We start from the raw sequence: 21,395 nt of genomic DNA on the forward strand, positions 1-21,395 counted from the left end.
GAGCTCGAGGCTCAGTCAACTGTTCGGGTTCAAAGCGGTAAGGAGAAGCGGCGCCACCAGCTTTCTTTCGGGCTGCGAGCCCATGTAACACAAACGGGCTACCGCTTCGAGTAAGTGGAAAGATAGTTTCCGAATACTTGGAGTCAATATACAAGTAACCAAAGAAAGCAGCTCGAGACGCCCGCGGTCACACGCAGTTTAGCCATGCTTGCCATGTGACCGTGGGCTGCCTAAGTGTCGCCCTCAAAGGACCCGCCGGGCTTGGATCGCGCACGGTCTGACTAGCTAGTACTCAAAAGAAGCTGGTTCAGCACCAAATAGCTCCGGCACAGCGCTACGCGCTGCCGCCGGGTCAACAAGGGAAACCAACGGATAACCAATGCAGTGAGATCGAGGCGCTAGTAAGGAAGCACGAGCAGACCCGATTGACCCATCGGCCGCGAAGCGGGCCGGAGCCATTTGGCGCTGAGCCAGTGAGTCAAGCGGTGCGAGGCGACAGACCGTGCGCGATCCAAGCCGGGTTAGTCCTATGAGGGCGACACTTAGGCAGCCCACGATCGCCTGGCACGCGTGGCCAATCTGCGTGTGACCGCGGGCGTCTCGAGCTGCTTTCTTTGGTTACTTTCTTTGCAGCAGCAAAGAAAGTGACTGCCGCCCCGCATAGGGGCAACGCTAATAAACCAAAAAGAATACGGGATCCAGCGAAAAAAACCGCAAAAAGCAAAAAGAAAACCGGCATAAACCTTGCTCCAAAGCACGACCATGCCCGATTCCCCCACAACATCGAACGCCCAGGCCGCAGGCGCAAACCTTTGGACCTGTCCATTCTGCCCATTGCTATGCGACGACATCACGCTCGCACCAACCGGCGACCAGCGGCTCGCAGCGCCGCACACCGCCTGCACCAGGCTCGAGGCGTCGCTTGCCCACTTCGGTCCGCAGGACGCAAACCGCCACCCCGCGATCGACGGGCAACCCACCGATCTCGCGTCGGCGCTCTCGCAGGCCGCGGCGATCCTATCGAGCGCACGTCGGCCGCTCTTCGGCGGACTCGCGACCGACGTGGCCGGCGCACGCGCGCTCTATGAACTCTGCGCGCAGTGCGGCGCGATCCTCGATCATCTGCACGGCGATACGCTCGCGGATAGCAACCGCGCCCTGCAAGACCGCGGTTCCTTCTTCACGACGCTATCGGAAGTGCGCTCACGCGCCGATCTCGTCATCGTGTTCGCATGCAGGCCCTCGCAACGCTATCCGCGCTTCTACGAACGCGCCATCGGCGAAGGACGCGACGTGAACATCGTATTCGTCGGATGCGACATCGATGAAGCAGCGCATGCACGCGCCGAAGCGATTCTGCGCGACACCGATCCCTTCGATACGCTCGCGCTGTGGTCCGCGCATGTCGAAGGCGGCCGCCCGATTCCGACACCCGATCTCGTCGCGCTGACCGAGCGCATCAAGACGGCGCACTATACGGCCTTCGTCTACGAGCCATCGGCATTCGCCGGCCCTCATGCGGCGCTTGCAATCGAAGCGCTGCAACGCATCGTGAAAGCAATCAACCGCACCGCGCGCGCCGGCGCGCTCGCGCTGACCGGCGACGACGGCGCCGCCTCCGTCAATCAGGCGATCACATGGCTCTCGGGCTTTCCGCTGCGCACGCGCGTCGCATACGGCATGCCGCTGGATCACGATACGCATCGCTATCGCACTGAAACGCTCCTGCGCCGCGGTGAAATCGATGCGCTGCTCTGGGTCTCGAGCTTCGCGCCCGAGCCGCTGCCCGCCTCCCTCGCCGACGACGTGCCCGCGATCATCCTCGGCCATCCATCGACGCAAACGCCCGCGCGCAAAGGCCCGACCGTGTTCATTCCGGTCGCGACGCCCGGCATCGACAGCGGCGGACATCTGTTTCGCGTCGATACGTCCGTGGTCGCGCCGCTCGCCGCCGCGCGCAGTGTCGTCTTGCCGACGGTCGCTTCGATCGCTTCGCAACTCGCGCAGGCACGGAGGCCATCATGAGCCTCGCGCGTCTCAAGGGCGGCACGCTCTACGATCCGGCGAACGGCGTGAATGGCGAGAAGCGCGACATCTATATCCGCGACGGACGCATCGTCGATCATGCGCAAGCAGAAAGCATCGAACGTGATTTCGATGCCAACGGCATGATCGTGATGGCGGGCGGCATCGACCTGCATTCGCATATCGGCGGCGGCAAGACTAATCTGTCGCGCCTGTTGCTGCCGGAAGATCATCGCGACGATCCGCGCGCCGTGCCCGATCGCCCGAACGAAGGCCGCTACATGCGCCTGCCTTCATGCGGTGTGTGCGCGCCGGGCACGCTCGCCGCAGGTTATCGCTATGCGGAAATGGGCTATACGGCCGCGTTCGAACCGGCGATGATCGCCTCGAACGCGCGGCATGCGCATCTGGAAATGGGCGACACGCCGATCATCGATCACGGCGCCTACGTGATGATGGGCAATGACGAGCTCTTCCTTCAGATGCTCGCCGCCAACGAAGATTTCGAGCGCCTGCGCGATTACGTCGGCTGGACGATCAATTCGAGCAAGGCGCTCGGCGTGAAGGTCGTGAATCCCGGCGGCATTTCGGCGTTCAAATTCAATCAGCGTTCGCTCGATGTCGATGAAAAACACGTGCACTACGGCATCACGCCGCGCGATGTATTGAAGACGCTCACACGCGCGCTGACCGATCTGCGCGTGCCGCATCCGCTGCATGTGCATGCAAGCAATCTCGGCGTGCCGGGCAATATCGAATCGACGATCCGAACGATGGATACCGCCGAAGGCCTGCCCATTCATCTGACGCATATCCAGTTCCATAGCTATGGCACCGAAGGCCCGCGCAAGTTCTCGTCGGGCGCGCGGGCGATCGCCGAAGCGGTGAACGCGCGGCCCAATGTGACGATCGATGTCGGCCAGATCATCTTCGGTCAGACGGTCACGGCATCAGGCGACACGATGATGCAGTTCAAGAACGCACCGATGGCCCGGCCGCGAAAATGGGCCCTCGGCGATATCGAATGCGATGCGGGCTGCGGCGTCGTGCCGTTCAAGTATCGCGAAGAGAGCTTTGTGAACGCGCTGCAATGGATCATCGGGCTGGAAATCTTTCTGCTCGTCGACGATCCGTGGCGCGTATCGATGACCACCGATCATCCGAACGGCGCGCCCTTCACGAGCTATCCGCATCTGATCCGCTTGCTGATGGACAAGTCCTTTCGCGACGCGCAACTCGACACGCTGCACGCCGATGCGAAGACCACGACCGCGCTCGCCGAAATCACGCGCGAATTCTCGCTCTACGAGATCGCGATCATTACGCGCGCCGGTCCCGCGAAACTGCTCGGTTTGAAAGATCGCGGTCATCTCGGCGCAGGCGCGGCGGCGGATATCGCCGTATATCGCGACGACGCCGATCGCGAGCGCATGTTCACATCGCCCGCTTATGTGTTCAAGGATGGCGAACTGATCGCGCGCGACGGCACGCTGCTCGCGACGCCGACCGGCGGCATTCATTACGTGAGCCCGGACTACGACCGCGCGATCGAAAAGCGCGTGCGAGATTTCGCGCAGAAGAATCTCGCGACACGCTTCGAAAATATCGCGATCGGCGACGACGAAATCTGCGCATGCTGCAACGGCGGGCGGCTCTTGCCCGTCGCGTGCTTCGCGGCGAGCGGGAGTTGACGCATGCGCATCAACGATACGCAGATCGACGACACCTTTGCCGAAGCCTTCCCGATGAAGGCGACCCGCCTCGTCATCACCGCGCATACGCCGACGTGGGCGCGCCATGCGGCCAATTCGCTGACGGGGTTCGCTACGTCCGTCATCGATTGCGGCTGCGAGGCGGGCATCGAACGCGATCTCACGGGCGATGAAACGCCCGATGGCAGGCCGGGCATCTCGGTCCTGATCTTCGCGATATCGTCGAAGGAATTGGCCAAGCAGATCGCGCGGCGTGTCGGCCAATGCGTGCTGACATGCCCGACGACGGCGGTCTATGGCGGCATCGATCCCGCCAACACGCGCGCACCGCTCTCCGACAATGCGCCGCTCGGCGCTGGCCTGCGCTTTTTCGGCGACGGCCATCAGATCTCGAAAGTCCTCGACGGCACGCGTTACTGGCGCGTGCCGGTGATGGACGGCGAGTTCGTCTGCGAGGAATTTACCGCGACCGTGAAGGCGGTCGGCGGCGGCAACCTGCTGTTTCTTGCGCGCGATATCGACAGCGCCTTGCAAGCTGCGGAGTCCGCCGTCGCCGCGATGCATCGGTTGCCGAACGTCATCACCCCGTTTCCGGGCGGCGTCGTGCGCTCGGGCTCCAAGATCGGCTCGAAATACGCGGGCGCGGCCGCATCGACCAATGATGCGTTCTGTCCGACGCTCGTCGGTTTGTCGAAGAAAAGCGAGCTGACGCCGGACGTCGCGTGCGTGCTCGAAATCGTGATCGACGGCCTCACCGACGCCGATGTCGGCGCCGCGATGACAGCCGGCATCGCGGCCGCAACGAACATCGGCCGCGCGGGCGGCGTCCTGCGCATTTCCGCAGGCAATTACGGCGGCAAGCTCGGGCCCTATCACTTCAAGCTGCACGAGCTGTCTAAAGATATCGACGGGAGCCGCGCATGAACGCGATCACGTTGCGCGTAAAAAATGCGCCGGGCTTTCGCGTCGACGGGTCGAAATTACTGCCTGTCGAACTTGCGGCTGCTTCGCGGGCCGACTTGCCTCGCGTCGTCCTGCAAGGCGCCGGCGAAACGTGCGCGCTCGGCGATCTCTTCGATATCGCGCTGACGCAGGATGACAAGCCCTCGCTCACGATCGAAGGCGACGCGTGCTGGCTCGATCGCATCGGCGCGAACATGACCGAAGGCACGCTCACGGTGCAGGGCAACGCAGGCGATTACGCGGGCTTGAAGATGTCCGGCGGCGAGTTGCACATTGAGGGCGATGCAGGTGCTTTCGCCGCGTGCGAGATGCAAGGCGGCCGTCTGTCGATTCACGGCGACGCGGGCGATTTCGCGGCGGGCGCGCTGCCCGGCGACATGGAAGGCATGGCGGGCGGCACACTCGCGATTCACGGCAACGCGGGCGCGCGCCTCGCGGACCGCATGCGGCGCGGGACGGTGCTCGTCGCGGGCGATGCAGGCGATTTCGCGGCGTCGCGGCTGATCGCGGGATCGGTCTGCGTCGGAGGGGAAGTGGGCGCACACTTGGGATACGGCATGCGGCGCGGCACGGTGTTACTGACACATGCGCCATCTCGCATTCCGCCGACTTTCACCGAGGGCGGGCGCGGCTTCGACGTGTTCTGGCTGCTCTTCACGCGGATGCTCGCGCGCGAGCGCACACGCGGGCTTGCGTCATTCGCGGCATTGGCCGGCGATGTGTTGCCGCGACGCTACGCCGGCGACCTCGCCGTGGATGGACGGGGGGAATTGCTGATCGCCAATTCTTAGACAGGCGAGAAAAATGCAGATTGAATCGTCGGAAACGAAAACCATTTTCACGGGAGGCAGGGCATGAGCACCGCGCGGACAACCGCGACCTCGCGCGACGGCAGCATCGATGCCGCTGGCGAGCGTTACGCGCGCCCGATGATCGCATTGCACTGGCTCATGGCGATTGCGATCATCGCGATGCTGTGCATCGGCTTCTATATGGTCGGTCTGCCGCGCGGGCTGCCGTTCAAGTCGGACCTCATAAACTTCCACAAGTCGCTTGGAATCACCGCTTTCCTGCTGGTGCTGATCCGCATCCTGGTACGCCTGGCTTATGGCCGGCCGCCTCTGCCGCCGATGCGAACGTGGCAACGCGCCGCCGCGAGCATTACGCAGGCTCTTTTATATGCAGGCATGGTGGCGATGCCGCTCACCGGATATCTCGGCTCGTCGTTCAACAAGTTCGGCACGAAGCTCTGGGGCATTGCGCTGCCGCAATGGGGCTGGGACGACAAGCACCTTCGGGAGATTTTTTTCGGCATCCACGGATATCTCGCGTGGATCATGGCCGCGCTGGTCATCCTGCATTTTCTCGGCGCGATGAAGCATCAACTGATCGACCGCGACGGTCTCTTGCGGAGGATGTTGCCTTGAAAATACGCGTGCTCGGTTCATCGGCGGGCGGCGGCTTTCCGCAATGGAACTGCAACTGCCGCAATTGCGACGGCGTGCGGCGCGGGACGATCGCGGCGCGCGCGCGCACGCAGTCGTCCATTGCCGTCACCGATAACGGCGAGGACTGGCTGCTCGTCAACGCATCGCCGGATATCCTGGCGCAGATCGCGGCGAATCCCGAACTGCAGCCCGCGCGCCGTGTGCGCGATACCGGCATCGCGGCCGTCGTCACGATGGATGCGCAGATCGATCACGTCACGGGCCTGCTGATGCTGCGCGAGCGCGGCGCGCCCTTGCCGCTTTATACGACCGACGCCGTGTGGCAAGACCTCTCGACGGGCTTTCCGGTCACGTCGATTCTGTCGCATTACTGCGGTGTGGAGCACAGGCGCATCGCGCTCGATGGCGCATCGTTCTCCGTACCCGAACTGCCGCGCGTCGCCATCGACGCGTTGCCTTTGTCGAGCAAGGCGCCGCCTTATTCGCCGCATCGCGATGCGCCGGAAACGGGCGATAACATCGGCCTCATGTTCACGAATACGGCCACAGGCAGGCGCGCGTTCTATGCACCGGGTCTCGGCGCACTGGAACCGCACGTGCTCGATGCGATGCGCGAAGCGGACCTGCTGCTCGTCGACGGCACCGTGTGGACCGACGACGAAATGATCGCGCTGAAGCTCACGAAGAAGACCGGCAGGGACATGGGCCATCTCGCGCAGAGCGGCGCGGGCGGCATGATCGAAGTGCTGGATTCGATCGATCGCGCGGACGTCCGCAAGGTGCTGATCCACATCAACAACACGAACCCTATCCTCGTCGAGGATGGACCCGAACGACGCATTCTGTCGGAGCACGGCATCGAAGTCGCGCACGACGGCATGAGCTTCGAGCTATGACACTCGCACTGGATACTGGAGACCGCCCGATGTTCGATCCGATGCTCAACCCGACCACAGGCCCGATCTTCACCGCGGTGAAGGACGACGGGCCCGCGTGGACGCGCGAGGAATTCGAAGCGCAGTTGCGCGCGAAGGGCACGGCGTATCACATTCATCATCCATTCAACGTGACGATGAATAGCGGCGGCTCTTCGAAGGAACAGATTCGCGGCTGGGTCGCGAACCGCTTCTACTACCAGATCAACATTCCGCTGAAGGATGCGGCGGTGATGTCGAATTGTCCCGATCGCGAAACGCGCCGACGCTGGGTGTTGCGCATTCTCGATCACGACGGCTACGGCGATCAGCCGGGCGGCATCGAGGCATGGGCGCGTCTCGGCGACGCAGTGGGCCTGTCCCGCGACGATCTATGGTCGCTGAAGCTCGTGACGCCGGGCGTGCGCTTCGCCGTCGATGCGTACGTGAACTTCGCGCGGCGCGCGCCGTGGCAGGAATCGGTGTGCTCGTCGCTCACCGAGATGTTCGCGCCGCAGATTCACAAGGATCGTCTCGCGACGTGGCCCGAGCATTACAAGTGGATCGAGCCGGAAGGGCTTTTGTATTTCCGCTCGCGCGTGTCGCTTGCCCAGCGCGACGTCGAGCACGGTCTCGAAGTGACGCTCGCGCATTTCACGACGCGTCAGGCGCAGCAACGCGCGCTCGATATCCTGCAATTCAAGCTCGACATTCTCTGGACCATGCTCGATTCGATCGAAAAGGCTTTCCCGCAATGAGCGACATCAATCCGACGCAACGCAAGCAAGAAGCCGTCGAAGCGCCCGACGATTCGTTGCATCCGAAGCTAAAACGCCTCTTTCGACTGCAATGGGAGCCGGCGCAGGATGCGCATGTGCTGCTTTATCCCGAAGGCATGGTGAAGCTCAATCAAAGCGCCGCGCAGATTCTTCTGCGTTGCGACGGCACGCGCGATATCCCCGCGCTCGTCGCGGATCTGGAACAGGCGTTCAACGCGTCCGGCCTCGGCGACGACGTGCGCGCGTTCATCGCCGGGGCGCGTGCGCGCGGCTGGCTGGAGTAGCGTCATGACCGACTTGTCCGAACCGATCGCGAAACCCGAGCACGAAGGCGCGCCGATTGCGCCGCCGCTGTGGCTGCTCGCGGAGCTGACGTATCGCTGTCCGCTGCATTGCGTGTTCTGCTACAACCCCGTGAATTACGCCGACCATACGCGCGAGCTCGATACCGCTCAATGGATCGACGTATTGCGTCAGGCGCGCGCGTTGGGCGCGGCGCAACTCGGCTTCTCCGGCGGCGAGCCGCTCTTGCGCGACGATCTCGAAACGCTCGTCGGTGAAGCACGCAAGCTGGGTTTCTATACGAATCTCATCACGTCGGGCATTGGCCTGACGGAGAAGCGCATCAGCGCGCTGCAGGAAGCCGGGCTCGATCACATCCAGCTTTCGTTTCAGGATTCATCGCAGGAACTCAACGACTTTCTCTCCAGCACGAAGACCTTCGACTACAAGAAGCGCGTCGCGACGCTCATCAAGGCGTATGGCTTTCCGATGGTGCTCAACTGCGTGCTGCATCGTTATAACCTGCCGCATATCGGACGCATCATCGACATGGCGCTCGCGATGGGCGCCGAATATCTCGAGCTCGCGAACACGCAGTACTACGGCTGGGCGCATGCGAACCGCGCGCAGCTCATGCCGACGAAAGAGCAACTCGACGAAGCGGAGGCCGTGGTCGAGCGCTATCGCAAGGAGATCGGCGACAGGTGCAAGATCTTTTTCGTCGTGCCCGATTACTACGAACGCCGGCCCAAGCGCTGCATGAACGGCTGGGGCTCGGTGTTTCTCGGCATCGCGCCCGATGGCGCCGCGCTGCCGTGCCACACCGCGCGCTCGCTGCCGGGCCTCACGTTTCCGAACGTCACCGAGATGCCGCTCAAGGACATCTGGTACGAGAGCGATGCGTTCAATCGCTTTCGCGGCTTCGGCTGGATGAAGGAGCCGTGCCGCAGTTGCGACGAGAAAGCCATCGACATGGGTGGCTGCCGCTGTCAGGCGTATCTGTTGACGCAGGACCCCGCGAATGCGGACCCGGTGTGCGACAAGTCCCCGCATCACGAGCGCGTGATCGAAGTGGTGCGCGCGGCATCGGCGAGGCAGGAACCGCAGGAGCAACCCATCGTCTTTCGCAACGATGCGAACTCGAAACGCATCGCGGCGCTTGCTCGCGATAATGGTTCAGAAGAAGGAGAAGACAAGCCATGATTGCCGACATCTCCGTGCTGCTCGTGGACGATCACGCCGTCGTGCGTGAAGGCTACAAGCGTCTGCTCGAACTGAGTCCCGACGTGAGCGTCGCGGGCGAAGCGGCGGATGCGGCCGAGGCTTACCAGAAGTTTTGCGCGTTGCAGCCGGATGTCGTGGTGATGGATCTCGCGCTGCCCGGCGCGAGCGGCATCGAGGCGATGCGGCGCATGCTGGCGCGCGAGCCGCATGCGCATGTGCTGATCTTCAGCGTGCATGAGGAAGCGATCTTCGTGCGGCGCGCGCTCGATGCCGGAGCGCGCGGCTATGTCACGAAGGCGAGCGCCCCTGACGTGCTCGTCGAAGCGGTGCGATCCGTCGCGCGCCGCGCGTGCTATCTGAGTCCGGATATTTCGCAGGCGCTGGCCTTGCGCGCGACGATTCAGGAAGGCCCCCCGGGACGGCAGTTATCCGCGCGCGAGTTCGAAGTGCTGCGTCTGCTCGTGCAGGGTTATACGCTGCCGAGCATCGCGGAGAAGCTGGGCCTGAGTCAGAAGACGGTCGCGAATCATCAATCGGTGATCCGCCAAAAGTTCGGCGCGGACAACGGCGTGCAACTTGCGCAGATCGCGAATCGCCTGGGCCTTCACTTCGCCGATTTCGCTTCGTCCGCCGCTGCGTCGTTCGGCCCCGAAGTCGGCAACGGCAGTCCTGCCTGAGCCGGCACGCGCGCGCAAAAAAGGAAGCCGCCGCCCGGCTCGCTCGCGATCTGAAGCGTCCCGCCGAGCGCTTCGACACGCTCGCGCATGCCGATCAGACCGAGCCCGTTGCGCGGCTTCGCGAGATCAACGCCCGGCCCGTCGTCGGCCATCGTCACGACGATTTCCTGCGGCGCGCGCGCCAGATAAATCTCCACGCGTGAGCGCCGCGCGAACTTCGACACGTTCGTAAGCCCTTCCTGCACGAGCCGGTACAGCGTGATGTTGAGCGCATCGCTCAGATTGTCGAAGTCGCCTTCGACGGCGAGCGTAAATGTCGCATCGGGCAAGCGCTCGCGCCAGCCATCGACGCAATGTTCGAGCGCGGTCGGCAAACCGAATTCATCGAGCCCGATGGGACGCAGCCTGCGAATCATCCCGCCGATCTCGCGATACACGTGCGTCGCGCTGTGCATCAGCGACAGCGACAGCCGATGCACCTCCGCCTCGCGCCCCGCCGACAGGTCGCGGATACGCCCGGCATCGAGCGACATGGCGTTGAGATACTGGCCGAGCTCGTCGTGCAATTCGCGCGCGAGATGGCGACGCTCGGTTTCCTGTGCCGCGATCGCCTGACTCGCGAGCCGCCGGTTCTCCGCGAGCAGATGCTCGGCCTCTTCTTCCAGCACGCGTCGCCGGCGCACTTCCGACTGCGCCTCGCGATAGCGGCGCCACGCGAACCACGCGAAGCCGATCGCGAGCACGACGAGCGTCGGCGGCAATTCGTCGAGCTGGAAGCGCTCGGCCCTGCGCGTCAGGCGAAACGCGTACTCGCTGAAGTCAAAGCGTGCGAAGAGCGCGGCGGCGACGAGCGTGTTCGCGATCACGCAGGCCAGATCGCGCCATGCCGGCGAGCGCGGCGCGCGACGGTCGGCGTCTTTCGCGAGAGAGGGCAAGGATTCGGATGGCATCACGGAATGCATTCTACGCACGGCGTCATCGCGCGGTGCGGTAGCGGGAACGCATTTGGGAACGCTTCCCTGCGCGATCGGGAAAACCTCCCGGTCCATCCGTTCATTCTTATGCGACGCTTTCATTGAGAGAACAATCCCGACGCGTGGATCGAACGATAAGAGGAGACGACCGATGAGGAGCATGCCGCGCCTGCCCGCGCCCGCGCATCCGTTCAAACCCCGAGCAGGGCTGCGGCTCATCTTCGGCGGCGCGTTCGCGAGCATCACCGTGGCTGCGTGGGCGCAAACGCCTCCATCGACCAATGCGGCCGAAGCGCCGCCCGCTGCCTCGGCAGCGCAGGCGCAAACGCCGCCGGACACGGAGTTGCCCACGATCGTCGTGGTCGGCACCACGCCGCTCGTCGGCGTCGGCACACCGCTCGAAAAGGTGCCCGCGAACGTGCAGACCATCAAGGGCTCGGAGATCGAGGCGCAGCATACGCCCACGATCGCCAACTACCTGGAAAAGAACGTCGTCAGCGTCGATACCAACGATGCCCAGGGCAATCCGTGGCAGACCGACATCAACTATCGCGGCTTTACCGCTTCGCCGCTGCTCGGCACGCCGCAAGGGCTGTCGGTGTTCATGGACGGCGTGCGCATCAACGAGCCCTTCGGCGATGTCGTCAACTGGGACCTGATTCCGCAGGCCGCGATCCAGACGATGCAGATCATCCCCGGCTCGAACCCGACCTTCGGCCTGAACACGCTCGGCGGCGCGGTCGCCGTAACCACCAAGAACGGCCGCAGCAATCCCGGCGGCAATGTGGATGTCGGCTTCGGCTCGTTCGGGCGCAAGTATGCGCAAATCGAGCAAGGCGGCTTGATCGGCGATCATCTGGATTACTACTTCACCGCCAACATCACGAACGACAACGGCTGGGCCGATCACAACGCGAGCAAGTTGCGACAGGCGTTCGGCAAGATCCGCTATACCGATGCCGATACGACGATCTCCGTATCGATGGGCGGCGCGGACAACACGCTGAACGGCTCGCAGACGATCCCGCGCTCGTTCATGGACAACTTCCGTCAGGCCTACACGTTCCCCGATACGAACGAGAACCAGGTCGGCTATCTGACGATCAACGCGGAGCACTACATCACGCCGAACGTGCAGTTGAGCGGCAACGTGTATTACCGCCACTATCGCAACAAGAACGTGAGTTCCAACGTGAACGAAGATTTCGATCCGAACGGCGACGATGCCGACGAACTCACGCAAGCCTTCAACGATCAGTCGGTCATCGTGACGGACAGCTACGGCGCGAGTCTGCAACTCACGCTGCTCAACAGGCTGTTCGGCCATGACAATCAGCTGATCATCGGCGCGGCGGGCGACTTCGCGAATTCGCATTTCAATCAAGCCGAGCAGCCGGCCGTCTTCGAGGACAACCGCGCGACCATCGGCACCGGTCCTTTCGCGCCGACCACGGACGCGAAGACGCACAATGCGAATCTGGGCATCTACTTCGAAAACACGTTCTCCTTCAACGAGCAATGGTCGATGACGCTAGCAGGCCGCTACAACTGGGCGAAGGCGACCATCGGCGATGAAAGCGGCGTGCAGCCGCTGCTCGACGGGAATCACACGTTCTCGCGCTTCAATCCGGCCATCGGCTTCAACTGGAATCCGACGCCTTACTTCACGGCGTACGCGACGTATAACGAAGGCATGCGCTCGCCGACCGCCATCGAGCTCGCGTGCGCGGACCCGGCCGCGCCCTGCTCGCTGCCCAACGACTTCATCGCGGACCCGGATCTGAAGCCCGTGATCTCGAAGACATTCGAAATCGGCGCGCGCGGGCGCATCGGCAACCATACGACGTGGAGCGCGGCGGCCTACAGCACGACGCTTACCGACGATATCCAGTTCGTCAGCAGTCAGGGCGCGGCGAGCACGCTCGGGTATTTCCAGAACGTCGGCAAGACGCGGCGGCAAGGCTTCGAACTCGCGGGCCGCACGCAATGGGGGCCGCTGGGCGTCGCGGCGAGCTATAGCTATGTGAACGCGACGTATCGCTCGACGTGGAGCGAAAGCAGCGCAAGCAATTCGAGCGCCGACGACGGCAACATCACCGTGCATTCGGGCGACCGCATTCCGGGCATTCCGGCGAACACGGTGAAGATGCGCCTCGACTACAACCCGATTTCGCGCTGGAACATCGGCGCGAATCTTACGTATCGCAGCAGCATCTTCGCGCGGGGCGACGAGAACAATCAGGACGTGAACGGCAGCGTCGCGGGTTATTTCCTGATCGACCTCGACACGACCTACAACGTGACCAAGCAACTGCAGGTCTATGCGACGGTGAAGAACCTGTTGAACAAGCGCTATGCGAACTTCGCGATTCTCGGCGAGAACTTCTTCAACGGGCCGAACCATACGTTCAACGGCGGCGACACCGTCAACGAGCAGTTCCTCGGCGTGGGTGCGCCGCGCGGCGTGTGGGTGGGGATGCGGTATGCGTGGAAGTGACGCGGCGCGAATGCGCGCGGCCTATTCCTGATACGACTTCCACGGAATGCCGCGCGACTCGAGGCCCTCCCAAAGCGCGACGTTGCAGCGATGCAGATCTTCCTCGCTGCGCGGATGCTTTTGATTGCGCAGGTTCATCCTGTGACCGAGCATGCCGAGAAGCCCGCCTTCGAGTTGCGCCGGGTCCGCACCCCAACGCAGATCGATTTCGGAGAGCGCCACGCCCACGGAGCGATGCAATGCAAGCACATCGTCCATGCTCATCTCGATCTCGATCGGATGGGCGTACAGCTTGTTTATGTTGGCGACGTCGTGTCCTGTCATGCGCGGGTAGAACGCCGGGAGCATGCGCGCGTAGAGCCGGATCTTCGCTTCATACAGCTTCGCGCTATCCAGGTTGAGCGACGTCATGCCGCTATGCACGCGATACAGCGTGAGCGCTTCCGGCAGATTCGCGAAACGCGCGCCATGAAGCATGCAGTCGAACCAGAAGCCGAGATCGTCGACGATGTCGAGGTTGGGATCGTAGCGGATGCCATGCTGCTGCACGAACTCACGCCGGAACATGGTGCTCGGATTGGCCAGGTACGCTCCACCGACCGTAAAGCGCGCCTTGATGTTCGCGTCGTCGAGCGGAAAGTCGCTCGTGAAATGGTCTTCGTCGAAATGCCGGATTTGCGTGCCGACGACAGTGATATCCGGATGCGCATCGAGAAACACACTCTGCTTTCTCAACCGGTCCGGCTCGGCGATGTCGTCGTGATCGATGCGCGCGATGTATTCGCCGCGGCACAGGTTGAACGCCCGATTCGCGTTGGCGGGCCGCCCCTGATTGTGTTCGAGCGCGAATACGCGGATTCGTGAATCGTTCAGACCGCGCACGAGATCGAGTGTCGCGTCGGTGCTGGCGTCGTCCAGAACGAGAAGCTCGAAGTCCGCGTCCTGACGCAGCAACGAGTGCAAGGTCTCGACGATGTATTTTTGCGCGTTGTAAGTCGGCACGACTACGGAAATTTTCGGCATGGCGTCAGCCTCTCCGGGCGGATGAAGCCGTGCATTGTCCGCCAGCTGCCCGGGCGAGATGTCATAGAACGTCTTTCCCCGATGCTATCAGGCATCGAAACGGCGAAGCGTTCTGGCTTGCGCAACGACGGACCGCGCAGAACGAAACGGCCGCGCAAGGCGGCCGTCTGCCGAACGAGAACAACGTTCCGTTCAACGCCCGACGATCGACCCCGCGCTCGCCGGATACGTGACGATGCCCCACGCGAGCGGCAGATCGCCGATCTGCTTGATCTCCTTGTAATCGGCGCCGTCGAGCACATAGACCGCGTTCGAGCGCCCGCACGCGAGCAGCAGCTTCGAGCCGTCGGGGGTGAAGCTGAAGTGCCAGCAGCGCTGACCCACGGGCACGTCCTGCATGTGCTCGTAGGTCGCGCCATCGAACACCTGCAAGGTCTTGTCGCGCGATGCCGCGATCAGCAGCCGCTTGCCCGACGGATCGAACGAGACGCCATACGGGCCCGTCTTCGTATCAACGGTCTTCATGGTCTTCAGGCTCGTGCCATCGAGCACGACGAACTTGTTCGCGTTCTCGAGCGTGACGACATATTGCTTGCCGTCCGGCGACGCCTTGATGCCGCGCGGACGCGAACCCTTGTCGAGCTTCACCGTGCGCACCGGCTTGCCCGTCCCGACGCGATACACCGACACCGTGTCGTCGCCTTCGTTGGTCACGAGGATCAGCTTGCCATCGGGGGAAAACTCGACGCCTTCCGTCTCGTGGCCGCTCTTGACCGAATGCGTGACCTTCATCGTCTTCAAATCGATGATGGCAATTTCGGCGGGCGGCGAGTTGGCGTCGTCGTCATCCTTTTCCGGCTGGCCAGGTTTCGGCGGGCCGCCGCTTTCCCCCGGCTCGTACGTCACATAGGCATAGCCGCCGAACACGCGCACGAATTCCGGATTCTTGCCGATCTTCACGCGCCGCACGACCTTGCCCGACGATGTGTCGATCTCGGACAGGTCGCCCGTCGTCTTGTTCGCCACATAGAGACGCGTGCCATCCTTGTTCAGCGAAAGGCCGCGCGGGCCGTCCTTGCCGACATCCCACGTCTTCGCGAGCGAGAGATTGTCGAGATCGATCACGCCGACGCCGGCGCTCTCGGTCGTCACGTAGGCGGTCGGCGCGGCGGCGTGCGCGAAGCTCGCGGCGAGTGCGAGCGATGGCGCGAACACCGACGCGCAGGCGATGCGCGCCGCCTTGAATCTGACTTGCATGGTCGTCTCCAGCGGTTTCGTTGGCTTGTTCGAGTTCGTTTGACGCACGCGCGCGGCGAAATCGCACGTCGCGCGTGCCTGCAAGTCCAACTTAGCGCAATCGTCGGCGCAGTGGCAACGGCATCGGCCGGGAGAAATTCCCGAATTCGACGGGAAAGACGCGTCGCGCGGAGTCAGCGCGTCGCGGAGGGATCGCTTGCAAGCAGATCGACGAGCGCCTTCGCCCCCCGCTTCCACGACAAATCGGTGTTCCCGCGTATGTCCACCGAGCGCTGAAAGCGCATCGCGCCGCTGTCGGCATCTTCGACACGCAAGTTCATGTTGAGAATGAGATTGCTGATCTTCTGCACCCAGCACACGCCGACCCGCGACGCGCCCAGCTCTTTTGCGACACGCAGTTCGCAGCCGTTGCACGCGCTCATGTCCTGCGCACTTTTCAGCGACGCGATCAGATCGCCCGCCTGCGCGTTGTCGGCGACGCGAAAGAGCGCGCGTTCGCGCAGGTCATCGCGCAAGGCGCCGCTCACCATCGCGAGGCGCTCCGTCTGAATGCGATTGATCTCGGCATCGTTGTAGGCTGCGTTGTCGTCGATGAGCGTGCAATCGAGCATCGCGATGGATTGCGGCGCGGACTGCGCGAGCGCGCCGCTCATGACGATGGCGAGCGTGATCGCGAGCAGCGCGCGAAGCGAGTGGATCATGGCGTCGGCCTCGATGATGAGCATCTGCACGCGACCATACCGGTGATCGCGCAGACGGGCAAGCGACACGTGCTCACGACGACGCGCGCAACGCTTCGTCCGCTACCGCGAGCCGCGACGCCATCATCTTCACGACGAAGCGATGCCATTCCTGCGCGGTCAGCGGATCGTCGAGTTCGAGCTTGCGCAACGCCGCGAGCGTGAGACGCCGCAGGCGCGCGGGCTCGTCGGCGAAGACATCCGCGCTTCGCGGCGCATTCGTATACACCGCCATTTCGCCGATGATCGTCCCCGGCCCGAACGAGCGCAGCCGCACCGAGCGGCCGTTCGCGAGCGGAAGCGACACGGTCACGCGCCCTTCCTCGACGATATAGAGCGCATCGCCCGCATCGCCCCGGCGAAAGAGCGCCTCGCCCGCGCCGATAGCGCATACGTCGAGCAGATTAGCCAGCCCTTCCAGCGCGCGCGGCGTGAAGTGCGGCGCGAGCATCGCCCGAAAATCGCCGGCCGGCACGCGCGGTTCGCGCGTGCGCGTCGATGCGGCGAGCTGCTGCGCTTCAATCCATTCGAGGCCCGCGTCGAGCGTGTCGAACTCGCGGATACCGAGCGCGAGCGCGCCCGTGCGCTCGAGCAGCACGCGCGAGTTGCGCGGCAGCGCGGTCAGCACGAGATCCGCGCCGATCGCCGCGCACGCCTGGCGCAGCTTCACGAACGCGAGCGACACGGACGCGTCCATGCCGTTGGTCCAGGCGAAATCGAGCACGACGTGACGCACCGGTCGCGGACCATGCGAGCGAATGCGTTCACGCACCCGCTGGAGCATCGAGTTCGCGGAGCCGAAGAAGAGGAAACCTTGCAGGCAGACGCCGCAGATTTCATCGCCGCGATCCATCAGAAAGCGTGTCTCCTCGATGCTGCGTTCGACGTTCGACGTGCGGGTGCGGCCGTCGAACTCCATGCGCACGCAGCCGGCGCGTCCGTAGAGCAGCGCAAACGTCACGCATGCCGCGACCACGCCCGCGACGACGCCCGCGATCACGCCATAGAACGCGATCACCGCGAGAATCAGCGGCACGAGCAAATATTCGTGCCACGTGAGCTTGCGATACGCGCCGACGAGCCAGTCCATCATGAGCCGCAGCCCCATGTAGATCTGCATGCCGACGAGCACCGGCACCGGGAACAGCGAGACGAGATCGGGCGAGGCGATCAGCACGAAGAGGCACGCGAGCGCGGCGAACACACCTGCCGCGCGGCTCGTCGCGCCGGCGCGCGCGTTGAGCATCGAGCGGTTGTACGACTGATAGCCGACCATCCCGCCGAAGAGACCGCTCGCGATATTCGCGAGGCCCGCAGCGCGCATCTCGCGGTTCAGGTCGATGTCCTGCCCGGTGGCCGCGCCCATCGCGGTCGAGTTCATGATGATCGTGATCGCCGACACCGACGTGACGATAAGCGTCTCGGGCAGGTGCGCGACGATCGCACGCCAGTCGACCTCGCCGTGCGCGAGCGACGACGGCAAGTGCAGCTCGGGGATGTGCAGCGCGTGCATCGGCACATGCTGAAGCAGGAGGCCCATGTTGCGCGCGTCATCGGGCGAAATGCCGGCGACGTGCAGCAGCGCATAGAAGAGCGCGATGCCGATGGCGAGCGTGATCGGCAATGCGGCCGCGTGCCGCCATGTGCGCGCGAGGATCGTCGCGAGCGCGCCGACGAAGAGCGCGGGCGCCCATGCGAGCCAGTGCAGTTGCACGAGCCGCGGCAGCGTGTGCCAGTCGAGTGCGACGCCCGTCAGCACGCGAAACGCGCCCGCGATCAGCAGATAGCCGGTCCCGGCGAGAAAGCCGCCCATCACGGGATATGGCAGGAATTGCAGCGAGCGGCTGCGTCTGGATGAACCGATCGCGAAGAGAATGACTCCCGTGACGAGCGAGCACAGCGCGATGGCGACGAGCACCGTCAGCAGGATTTCCGTCGGCGATCCGCCGTTCGCGCGCACGCTGCTCGCGACGCCCGCCGCGACGCCGACGAGAAACGCAGTCGCATTGCTGTCCGGGCCGCCGATGTTCATGCGCATCGAGCTCGTCAGCGCGATGACGAACGCGGTGACGATGCAGCTCACGAGCGCGGTCGGGACGCCGAGCTCGGCATAGCGCGCAAGATCGGCGCTGAAGATGAGCGTGCCGAGGCTCATCGCGTAGCAGAGCATCATGAGCGTGGACACGGTGCCGGCGGTGATATCGCCGACGAGCGCGGCGGCGCGCGGCATGGCGCGCGCGAGAACCGTGCGATGTGTCGTGGCTGGCTTCACGGCGCCTCCCGATGCGGGAAAACGGCAGACGTATGCGCTCGAACCGCTCGAACCCGCTCGAACCCGCTCGAACCCGCTCGAACGCAAAGCGCGCCGAAAAGTATCCGCTGCGCGCGAGAACGATGTCAATTTTCCCGTGACCTGCCGCACGCGCCGATGCGAGCGCGGCTTTCATCTGACGTGAATACCCTTCGCGGTGGATTCATCGCGTCAACTGGAGTAACGTTGACTTGCGAGCGAACACTACACCAAGGAGGCGATCATGCCCGACGATCCCGCTCAGTGGCACGTTTTCGACTACGAAGGTTTCGAGATCCACGTGCAGCCGCAATTGAAGCCGACGCCCGAACACGCGGCGCCCGGCAAGGCGGATCGCTACGTGTATATCGGACATGTGTGCAGGCCCGGCGCGAACGCGGAGATACCCGGCGAAGCGGTGCATTTTCACGCCGACGGCGAAGACGCATACAAGAGCGCACAGGACGCCGTGGACGATGCGCGGCATATCGGCAAGAGCATCGTCGATGGCACGCATCCGGATCTTTCGGTGCTGCCGCTGGTGTCGCATCAGCATCATCCGGGATGACGAACGAGAGCATGGGATCGCGAGAAGACGACGCGCATGTCGAAGGCCTGAGCGCGATCACGCTCGCGACGCACGACATGCCGCGCGCGGTGCGCTTCTATGAAGCGCTCGGCTTTCGCCTCCTGTATGGCGGCGCAAACGAGGCCTTCACTTCGTTCGCGCTCGGCAGTTCATTTCTCAATCTCACCAGCGAGACGCACGGCCCGATTCAGTTTTGGGGCCGCGTGATCATCTACGTGTCCGATGTGGACGCGTTCTACCGGAAAGCGCAGGCGCACGGCATCGAGCCGCAATTCGCGCCGCGCGATGCGCCCTGGAACGAGCGCTATTTCCATCTCACCGATCCGGACGGCCACGAGCTGAGTTTTGCGCGTCCGCTATGATTCGTGCGTCTCAGGCACGACATTCGCTTAACATCCAGTGACGGGTAGCGTACGCATCGGCCATTTCATATGACCGATCGCGCACATACCCCTGCATCACGTTGCACGACGATGAACTCATCGGCGTACGCGTTTTGAATGAACGGGGCATGGGGAAGACGCGTAAAAGCTCGCTGTTGCTCGCTGTTGCTATTTCGCAAAAACGGGCACTGCCAGTAATTCCGGGCGTAGAGTTCAAGTGTTTTATCAAGAACGTGGTGCATTGCGGCAGGGTTTTCATTGAGCGGGACTTAAAGATCGGCAGCCTCGACCGTAAACCCGATCATGAATGCCGCAGGAGACTGAAAATGAAATGCGTGAACGAGCGGTCCCTTCGTTATCAGGTCGAAAAATGGCTCGCGCCGGGCAGCATGCCCGTGCATGTACGGCAGTTCAGCCGCACGCGTTCTGACAGGCGCCGATATGTTTGTGTCGAGGCGCTGCACGGCGCGGCGGCGAGAGCGCTGTTCTTCTTTCGTCACGACGACGGTCACTGGTGCGTCTATCCGCCCGCACCGAAGCAAAGCAACATGCGCGGTGAAAGACTGGTCGCCTGAGCCAGTCTTGTTTCACCGCCCCGGGGTGGCAATCAGAAACGAAGGTTGTTGAGGAACTGGAACCACATTGCGCCGAGCGGATTCGCCGCGCCGGCGCTGTCGCTGACAGGCTCCTGCTCTTCTCTCTCGTCCTTAGCGCGTGCTTCCTCTCGCTCTTTTCTGTCTTTGCTGGCCTGTCTGGATTCATGCAGCGCAATTGCGCTGTCCGCGATCTGACGTGCCTCAGGCTCGCCGCATTGCGCACCGAGCAGCACGCCGAACACGACATCGCGGTTATGGCCTTTCGATGCGAAGCGCATCGCGAGCGATACGCGCTTCGCATAGAGCGCCTCGCGCGCCTCGCGCTCCTTCGCCTCACGCGCCTCGCGTTCGGCTTCTTCCCGGCGCACGCGCTCTTCGAAGCGACGCATCTCTTCAGCGTAAATACGGTCGTACACTTCGCGCTGCGCGGGATCGGAGAGAATCGCGTAGGCTTCCTTGATCTCCAGAAACTTCGCGCGCGCAGTGTCTTCGTTGCCTACATTGCGATCGGGGTGGCAGCGCATCGCGGCTTTGCGATACGCGCGTTTGATTTCTTCTTCGGTGGCGTGCTCGTCCACGCCGAGGGTCTGGTATAGCGTCGCCATCTTGCCTTCGGTTGGATACGGGTCGCCGAGCATCGTAACACGCGAAAAACGGGGTCTTTTCGCAAGATGCGGCATCGCAACACGCGCCTAGCGGCCCGTGATCCTGCGTGCGGCCGCGCTCCCGAGCGCGTCGAAAATGGCGCGGGAGGGTTTCAAATAGCGCGAGATATGAAGCCGGATATTGACCACCGCCAGCACGAAAATCGCGAGCGTGATCAAGAGATAATCGCGCCGCTCCGGGACGATGTGATAGCGCGTGTGCAGCAGCACGAACACGACCCACGCGAACGCCGGCGCGTGCAGCGTCCAGTGTCGCTGCGCGAAATGCCACGCGAGGCGGCGCACGTCGCGGCGTGCGGAGCGATCGAGTCCGGCGAGTTCGGGGCGTCGGCTGAAGAAGAAGGGCATGAGCGTCGG

General features: G+C 63.4%; 21 protein-coding genes. 14 read left to right on the plus strand and 7 right to left on the minus strand.

Annotated features, from left to right (window positions below; translation table 11 throughout):
* Positions 1–762 precede the first annotated feature (762 nt).
* From NCT32_RS20125 to NCT32_RS20170, 10 genes are all read left to right on the plus strand, one after another.
* Positions 763–2,025, plus strand: a complete 1,263-nt coding sequence (locus tag NCT32_RS20125; RefSeq protein ID WP_061119955.1) for a hypothetical protein — start codon at positions 763–765, stop codon at positions 2,023–2,025.
* Entirely contained in the window at positions 2,022–3,716 is a 1,695-nt protein-coding gene (locus NCT32_RS20130) for a formylmethanofuran dehydrogenase subunit A (protein WP_250490496.1), read from the plus strand. Before NCT32_RS20125 ends, NCT32_RS20130 begins: the two co-directional genes overlap by 4 nt.
* Positions 3,717–3,719: 3 nt before the next feature.
* Positions 3,720–4,661 (plus strand): formylmethanofuran--tetrahydromethanopterin N-formyltransferase, encoded by a 942-nt coding sequence (gene fhcD / locus NCT32_RS20135; RefSeq protein WP_061119957.1) that lies wholly within the window; start codon positions 3,720–3,722, stop codon positions 4,659–4,661.
* The gene (locus NCT32_RS20140; RefSeq protein ID WP_061119958.1) at positions 4,658–5,491 is read left to right on the plus strand and encodes a formylmethanofuran dehydrogenase subunit C; all 834 of its coding nucleotides are present in this window, start codon (positions 4,658–4,660) and stop codon (positions 5,489–5,491) included. Before fhcD ends, NCT32_RS20140 begins: the two co-directional genes overlap by 4 nt.
* Positions 5,492–5,554: 63 nt before the next feature.
* Entirely contained in the window at positions 5,555–6,127 is a 573-nt protein-coding gene (locus tag NCT32_RS20145) for a cytochrome b (protein ID WP_061119959.1), read from the plus strand.
* Positions 6,124–7,044: a pyrroloquinoline quinone biosynthesis protein PqqB gene (gene pqqB / locus NCT32_RS20150; protein WP_061119960.1), complete on the plus strand. Its 921-nt coding sequence runs from the start codon at positions 6,124–6,126 to the stop codon at positions 7,042–7,044. The genes NCT32_RS20145 and pqqB overlap by 4 nt, the downstream gene beginning before the upstream one ends.
* A 29-nt stretch (positions 7,045–7,073) precedes the next feature.
* Entirely contained in the window at positions 7,074–7,820 is a 747-nt protein-coding gene (gene pqqC / locus NCT32_RS20155; RefSeq protein ID WP_061120040.1) for a pyrroloquinoline-quinone synthase PqqC, read from the plus strand.
* Positions 7,817–8,125, plus strand: coding sequence for a pyrroloquinoline quinone biosynthesis peptide chaperone PqqD (gene pqqD / locus NCT32_RS20160; RefSeq protein ID WP_250477517.1), 309 nt, complete (start codon positions 7,817–7,819; stop codon positions 8,123–8,125). The genes pqqC and pqqD overlap by 4 nt, the downstream gene beginning before the upstream one ends.
* A 4-nt stretch (positions 8,126–8,129) precedes the next feature.
* Entirely contained in the window at positions 8,130–9,326 is a 1,197-nt protein-coding gene (gene pqqE, locus NCT32_RS20165) for a pyrroloquinoline quinone biosynthesis protein PqqE (RefSeq protein WP_061119961.1), read from the plus strand.
* Positions 9,323–10,024, plus strand: coding sequence for a response regulator transcription factor (locus NCT32_RS20170; protein ID WP_061119962.1), 702 nt, complete (start codon positions 9,323–9,325; stop codon positions 10,022–10,024). Before pqqE ends, NCT32_RS20170 begins: the two co-directional genes overlap by 4 nt.
* Here NCT32_RS20170 and NCT32_RS20175 read toward each other — a convergent pair.
* Positions 9,952–10,974 carry an ATP-binding protein gene (locus NCT32_RS20175; protein WP_250490497.1) on the minus strand — a complete coding sequence of 341 codons (1,023 nt, stop codon included), beginning with the start codon at positions 10,972–10,974 and terminating at the stop codon, positions 9,952–9,954. The two genes, NCT32_RS20170 and NCT32_RS20175, sit on opposite strands and share 73 nt — an antisense overlap.
* Positions 10,975–11,149: 175 nt before the next feature.
* Here NCT32_RS20175 and NCT32_RS20180 point away from each other — a divergent pair, with 175 nt between their 5' ends.
* Complete coding sequence (locus NCT32_RS20180; protein ID WP_061119963.1) at positions 11,150–13,495, plus strand: TonB-dependent receptor; 2,346 nt, start codon at positions 11,150–11,152, stop codon at positions 13,493–13,495.
* A gap of 21 nt (positions 13,496–13,516) precedes the next feature.
* Here the strand turns inward: NCT32_RS20180 and NCT32_RS20185 are convergent, their stop codons facing one another.
* From NCT32_RS20185 to NCT32_RS20200, 4 genes are all read right to left on the minus strand, one after another.
* The gene (locus tag NCT32_RS20185; protein ID WP_061119964.1) at positions 13,517–14,518 is read right to left on the minus strand and encodes a glycosyltransferase; all 1,002 of its coding nucleotides are present in this window, start codon (positions 14,516–14,518) and stop codon (positions 13,517–13,519) included.
* A 192-nt stretch (positions 14,519–14,710) separates the two neighbouring features.
* Positions 14,711–15,775 carry a beta-propeller fold lactonase family protein gene (locus NCT32_RS20190; protein WP_061120043.1) on the minus strand — a complete coding sequence of 355 codons (1,065 nt, stop codon included), beginning with the start codon at positions 15,773–15,775 and terminating at the stop codon, positions 14,711–14,713.
* A gap of 173 nt (positions 15,776–15,948) precedes the next feature.
* Positions 15,949–16,545 carry a DUF3280 domain-containing protein gene (locus tag NCT32_RS20195; RefSeq protein WP_409219299.1) on the minus strand — a complete coding sequence of 199 codons (597 nt, stop codon included), beginning with the start codon at positions 16,543–16,545 and terminating at the stop codon, positions 15,949–15,951.
* Between the two features lie 4 nt (positions 16,546–16,549).
* Positions 16,550–18,745: a SulP family inorganic anion transporter gene (locus tag NCT32_RS20200; RefSeq protein WP_086961373.1), complete on the minus strand. Its 2,196-nt coding sequence runs from the start codon at positions 18,743–18,745 to the stop codon at positions 16,550–16,552.
* 304 nt (positions 18,746–19,049) lie between these two features.
* Between NCT32_RS20200 and NCT32_RS20205 the strand changes: the two genes are divergently transcribed.
* The 3 genes from NCT32_RS20205 (at position 19,050) to NCT32_RS20215 (ending at position 20,352) form a co-directional block, all read left to right on the plus strand.
* Positions 19,050–19,373, plus strand: coding sequence for a hypothetical protein (locus NCT32_RS20205; RefSeq protein WP_061119966.1), 324 nt, complete (start codon positions 19,050–19,052; stop codon positions 19,371–19,373).
* Positions 19,374–19,384: 11 nt separating this feature from the next.
* Entirely contained in the window at positions 19,385–19,756 is a 372-nt protein-coding gene (locus NCT32_RS20210; RefSeq protein ID WP_250477519.1) for a glyoxalase/bleomycin resistance/extradiol dioxygenase family protein, read from the plus strand.
* Between the two features lie 347 nt (positions 19,757–20,103).
* On the plus strand, positions 20,104–20,352 hold the full coding sequence (locus NCT32_RS20215; RefSeq protein WP_061119968.1) for a hypothetical protein: 249 nt from the start codon (positions 20,104–20,106) through the stop codon (positions 20,350–20,352).
* 32 nt (positions 20,353–20,384) lie between these two features.
* Here NCT32_RS20215 and NCT32_RS20220 read toward each other — a convergent pair whose 3' ends face one another.
* Together NCT32_RS20220 and NCT32_RS20225 are read right to left on the minus strand one after the other, a co-directional pair.
* Positions 20,385–20,978 carry a J domain-containing protein gene (locus NCT32_RS20220; RefSeq protein WP_061120045.1) on the minus strand — a complete coding sequence of 198 codons (594 nt, stop codon included), beginning with the start codon at positions 20,976–20,978 and terminating at the stop codon, positions 20,385–20,387.
* 87 nt (positions 20,979–21,065) lie between these two features.
* Positions 21,066–21,386, minus strand: a complete 321-nt coding sequence (locus NCT32_RS20225; RefSeq protein ID WP_250477520.1) for a hypothetical protein — start codon at positions 21,384–21,386, stop codon at positions 21,066–21,068.
* Positions 21,387–21,395: the final 9 nt, after the last annotated feature.

It is taken from the genome of Caballeronia sp. INML2, from assembly GCF_023631365.1.
In the GTDB taxonomy this organism is placed as follows: domain Bacteria; phylum Pseudomonadota; class Gammaproteobacteria; order Burkholderiales; family Burkholderiaceae; genus Caballeronia; species Caballeronia turbans.

What these genes read in the sequence shown, in the direction of transcription:
- NCT32_RS20125 (WP_061119955.1), top strand. Translation starts at nt 763, where the DNA reads ATGCCCGATTCCCCCACAACATCGAACGCCCAGGCCGCAGGCGCAAAC.
- NCT32_RS20215 (WP_061119968.1), top strand. Translation starts at nt 20,104, where the DNA reads ATGAAATGCGTGAACGAGCGGTCCCTTCGTTATCAGGTCGAAAAATGG.
- NCT32_RS20140 (WP_061119958.1), top strand. Translation starts at nt 4,658, where the DNA reads ATGAACGCGATCACGTTGCGCGTAAAAAATGCGCCGGGCTTTCGCGTC.
- NCT32_RS20145 (WP_061119959.1), top strand. Translation starts at nt 5,555, where the DNA reads ATGAGCACCGCGCGGACAACCGCGACCTCGCGCGACGGCAGCATCGAT.
- pqqC (WP_061120040.1), top strand. Translation starts at nt 7,074, where the DNA reads ATGTTCGATCCGATGCTCAACCCGACCACAGGCCCGATCTTCACCGCG.
- NCT32_RS20180 (WP_061119963.1), top strand. Translation starts at nt 11,150, where the DNA reads ATGAGGAGCATGCCGCGCCTGCCCGCGCCCGCGCATCCGTTCAAACCC.
- pqqE (WP_061119961.1), top strand. Translation starts at nt 8,130, where the DNA reads ATGACCGACTTGTCCGAACCGATCGCGAAACCCGAGCACGAAGGCGCG.
- NCT32_RS20200 (WP_086961373.1), bottom strand. Translation starts at nt 18,745, where the DNA reads ATGCCGCGCGCCGCCGCGCTCGTCGGCGATATCACCGCCGGCACCGTG.
- NCT32_RS20225 (WP_250477520.1), bottom strand. Translation starts at nt 21,386, where the DNA reads ATGCCCTTCTTCTTCAGCCGACGCCCCGAACTCGCCGGACTCGATCGC.
- NCT32_RS20190 (WP_061120043.1), bottom strand. Translation starts at nt 15,775, where the DNA reads ATGCAAGTCAGATTCAAGGCGGCGCGCATCGCCTGCGCGTCGGTGTTC.
- NCT32_RS20205 (WP_061119966.1), top strand. Translation starts at nt 19,050, where the DNA reads ATGCCCGACGATCCCGCTCAGTGGCACGTTTTCGACTACGAAGGTTTC.
- NCT32_RS20175 (WP_250490497.1), bottom strand. Translation starts at nt 10,974, where the DNA reads ATGCCATCCGAATCCTTGCCCTCTCTCGCGAAAGACGCCGACCGTCGC.
- fhcD (WP_061119957.1), top strand. Translation starts at nt 3,720, where the DNA reads ATGCGCATCAACGATACGCAGATCGACGACACCTTTGCCGAAGCCTTC.
- NCT32_RS20130 (WP_250490496.1), top strand. Translation starts at nt 2,022, where the DNA reads ATGAGCCTCGCGCGTCTCAAGGGCGGCACGCTCTACGATCCGGCGAAC.
- NCT32_RS20210 (WP_250477519.1), top strand. Translation starts at nt 19,385, where the DNA reads ATGGGATCGCGAGAAGACGACGCGCATGTCGAAGGCCTGAGCGCGATC.
- NCT32_RS20185 (WP_061119964.1), bottom strand. Translation starts at nt 14,518, where the DNA reads ATGCCGAAAATTTCCGTAGTCGTGCCGACTTACAACGCGCAAAAATAC.
- NCT32_RS20170 (WP_061119962.1), top strand. Translation starts at nt 9,323, where the DNA reads ATGATTGCCGACATCTCCGTGCTGCTCGTGGACGATCACGCCGTCGTG.
- NCT32_RS20220 (WP_061120045.1), bottom strand. Translation starts at nt 20,978, where the DNA reads ATGGCGACGCTATACCAGACCCTCGGCGTGGACGAGCACGCCACCGAA.
- pqqD (WP_250477517.1), top strand. Translation starts at nt 7,817, where the DNA reads ATGAGCGACATCAATCCGACGCAACGCAAGCAAGAAGCCGTCGAAGCG.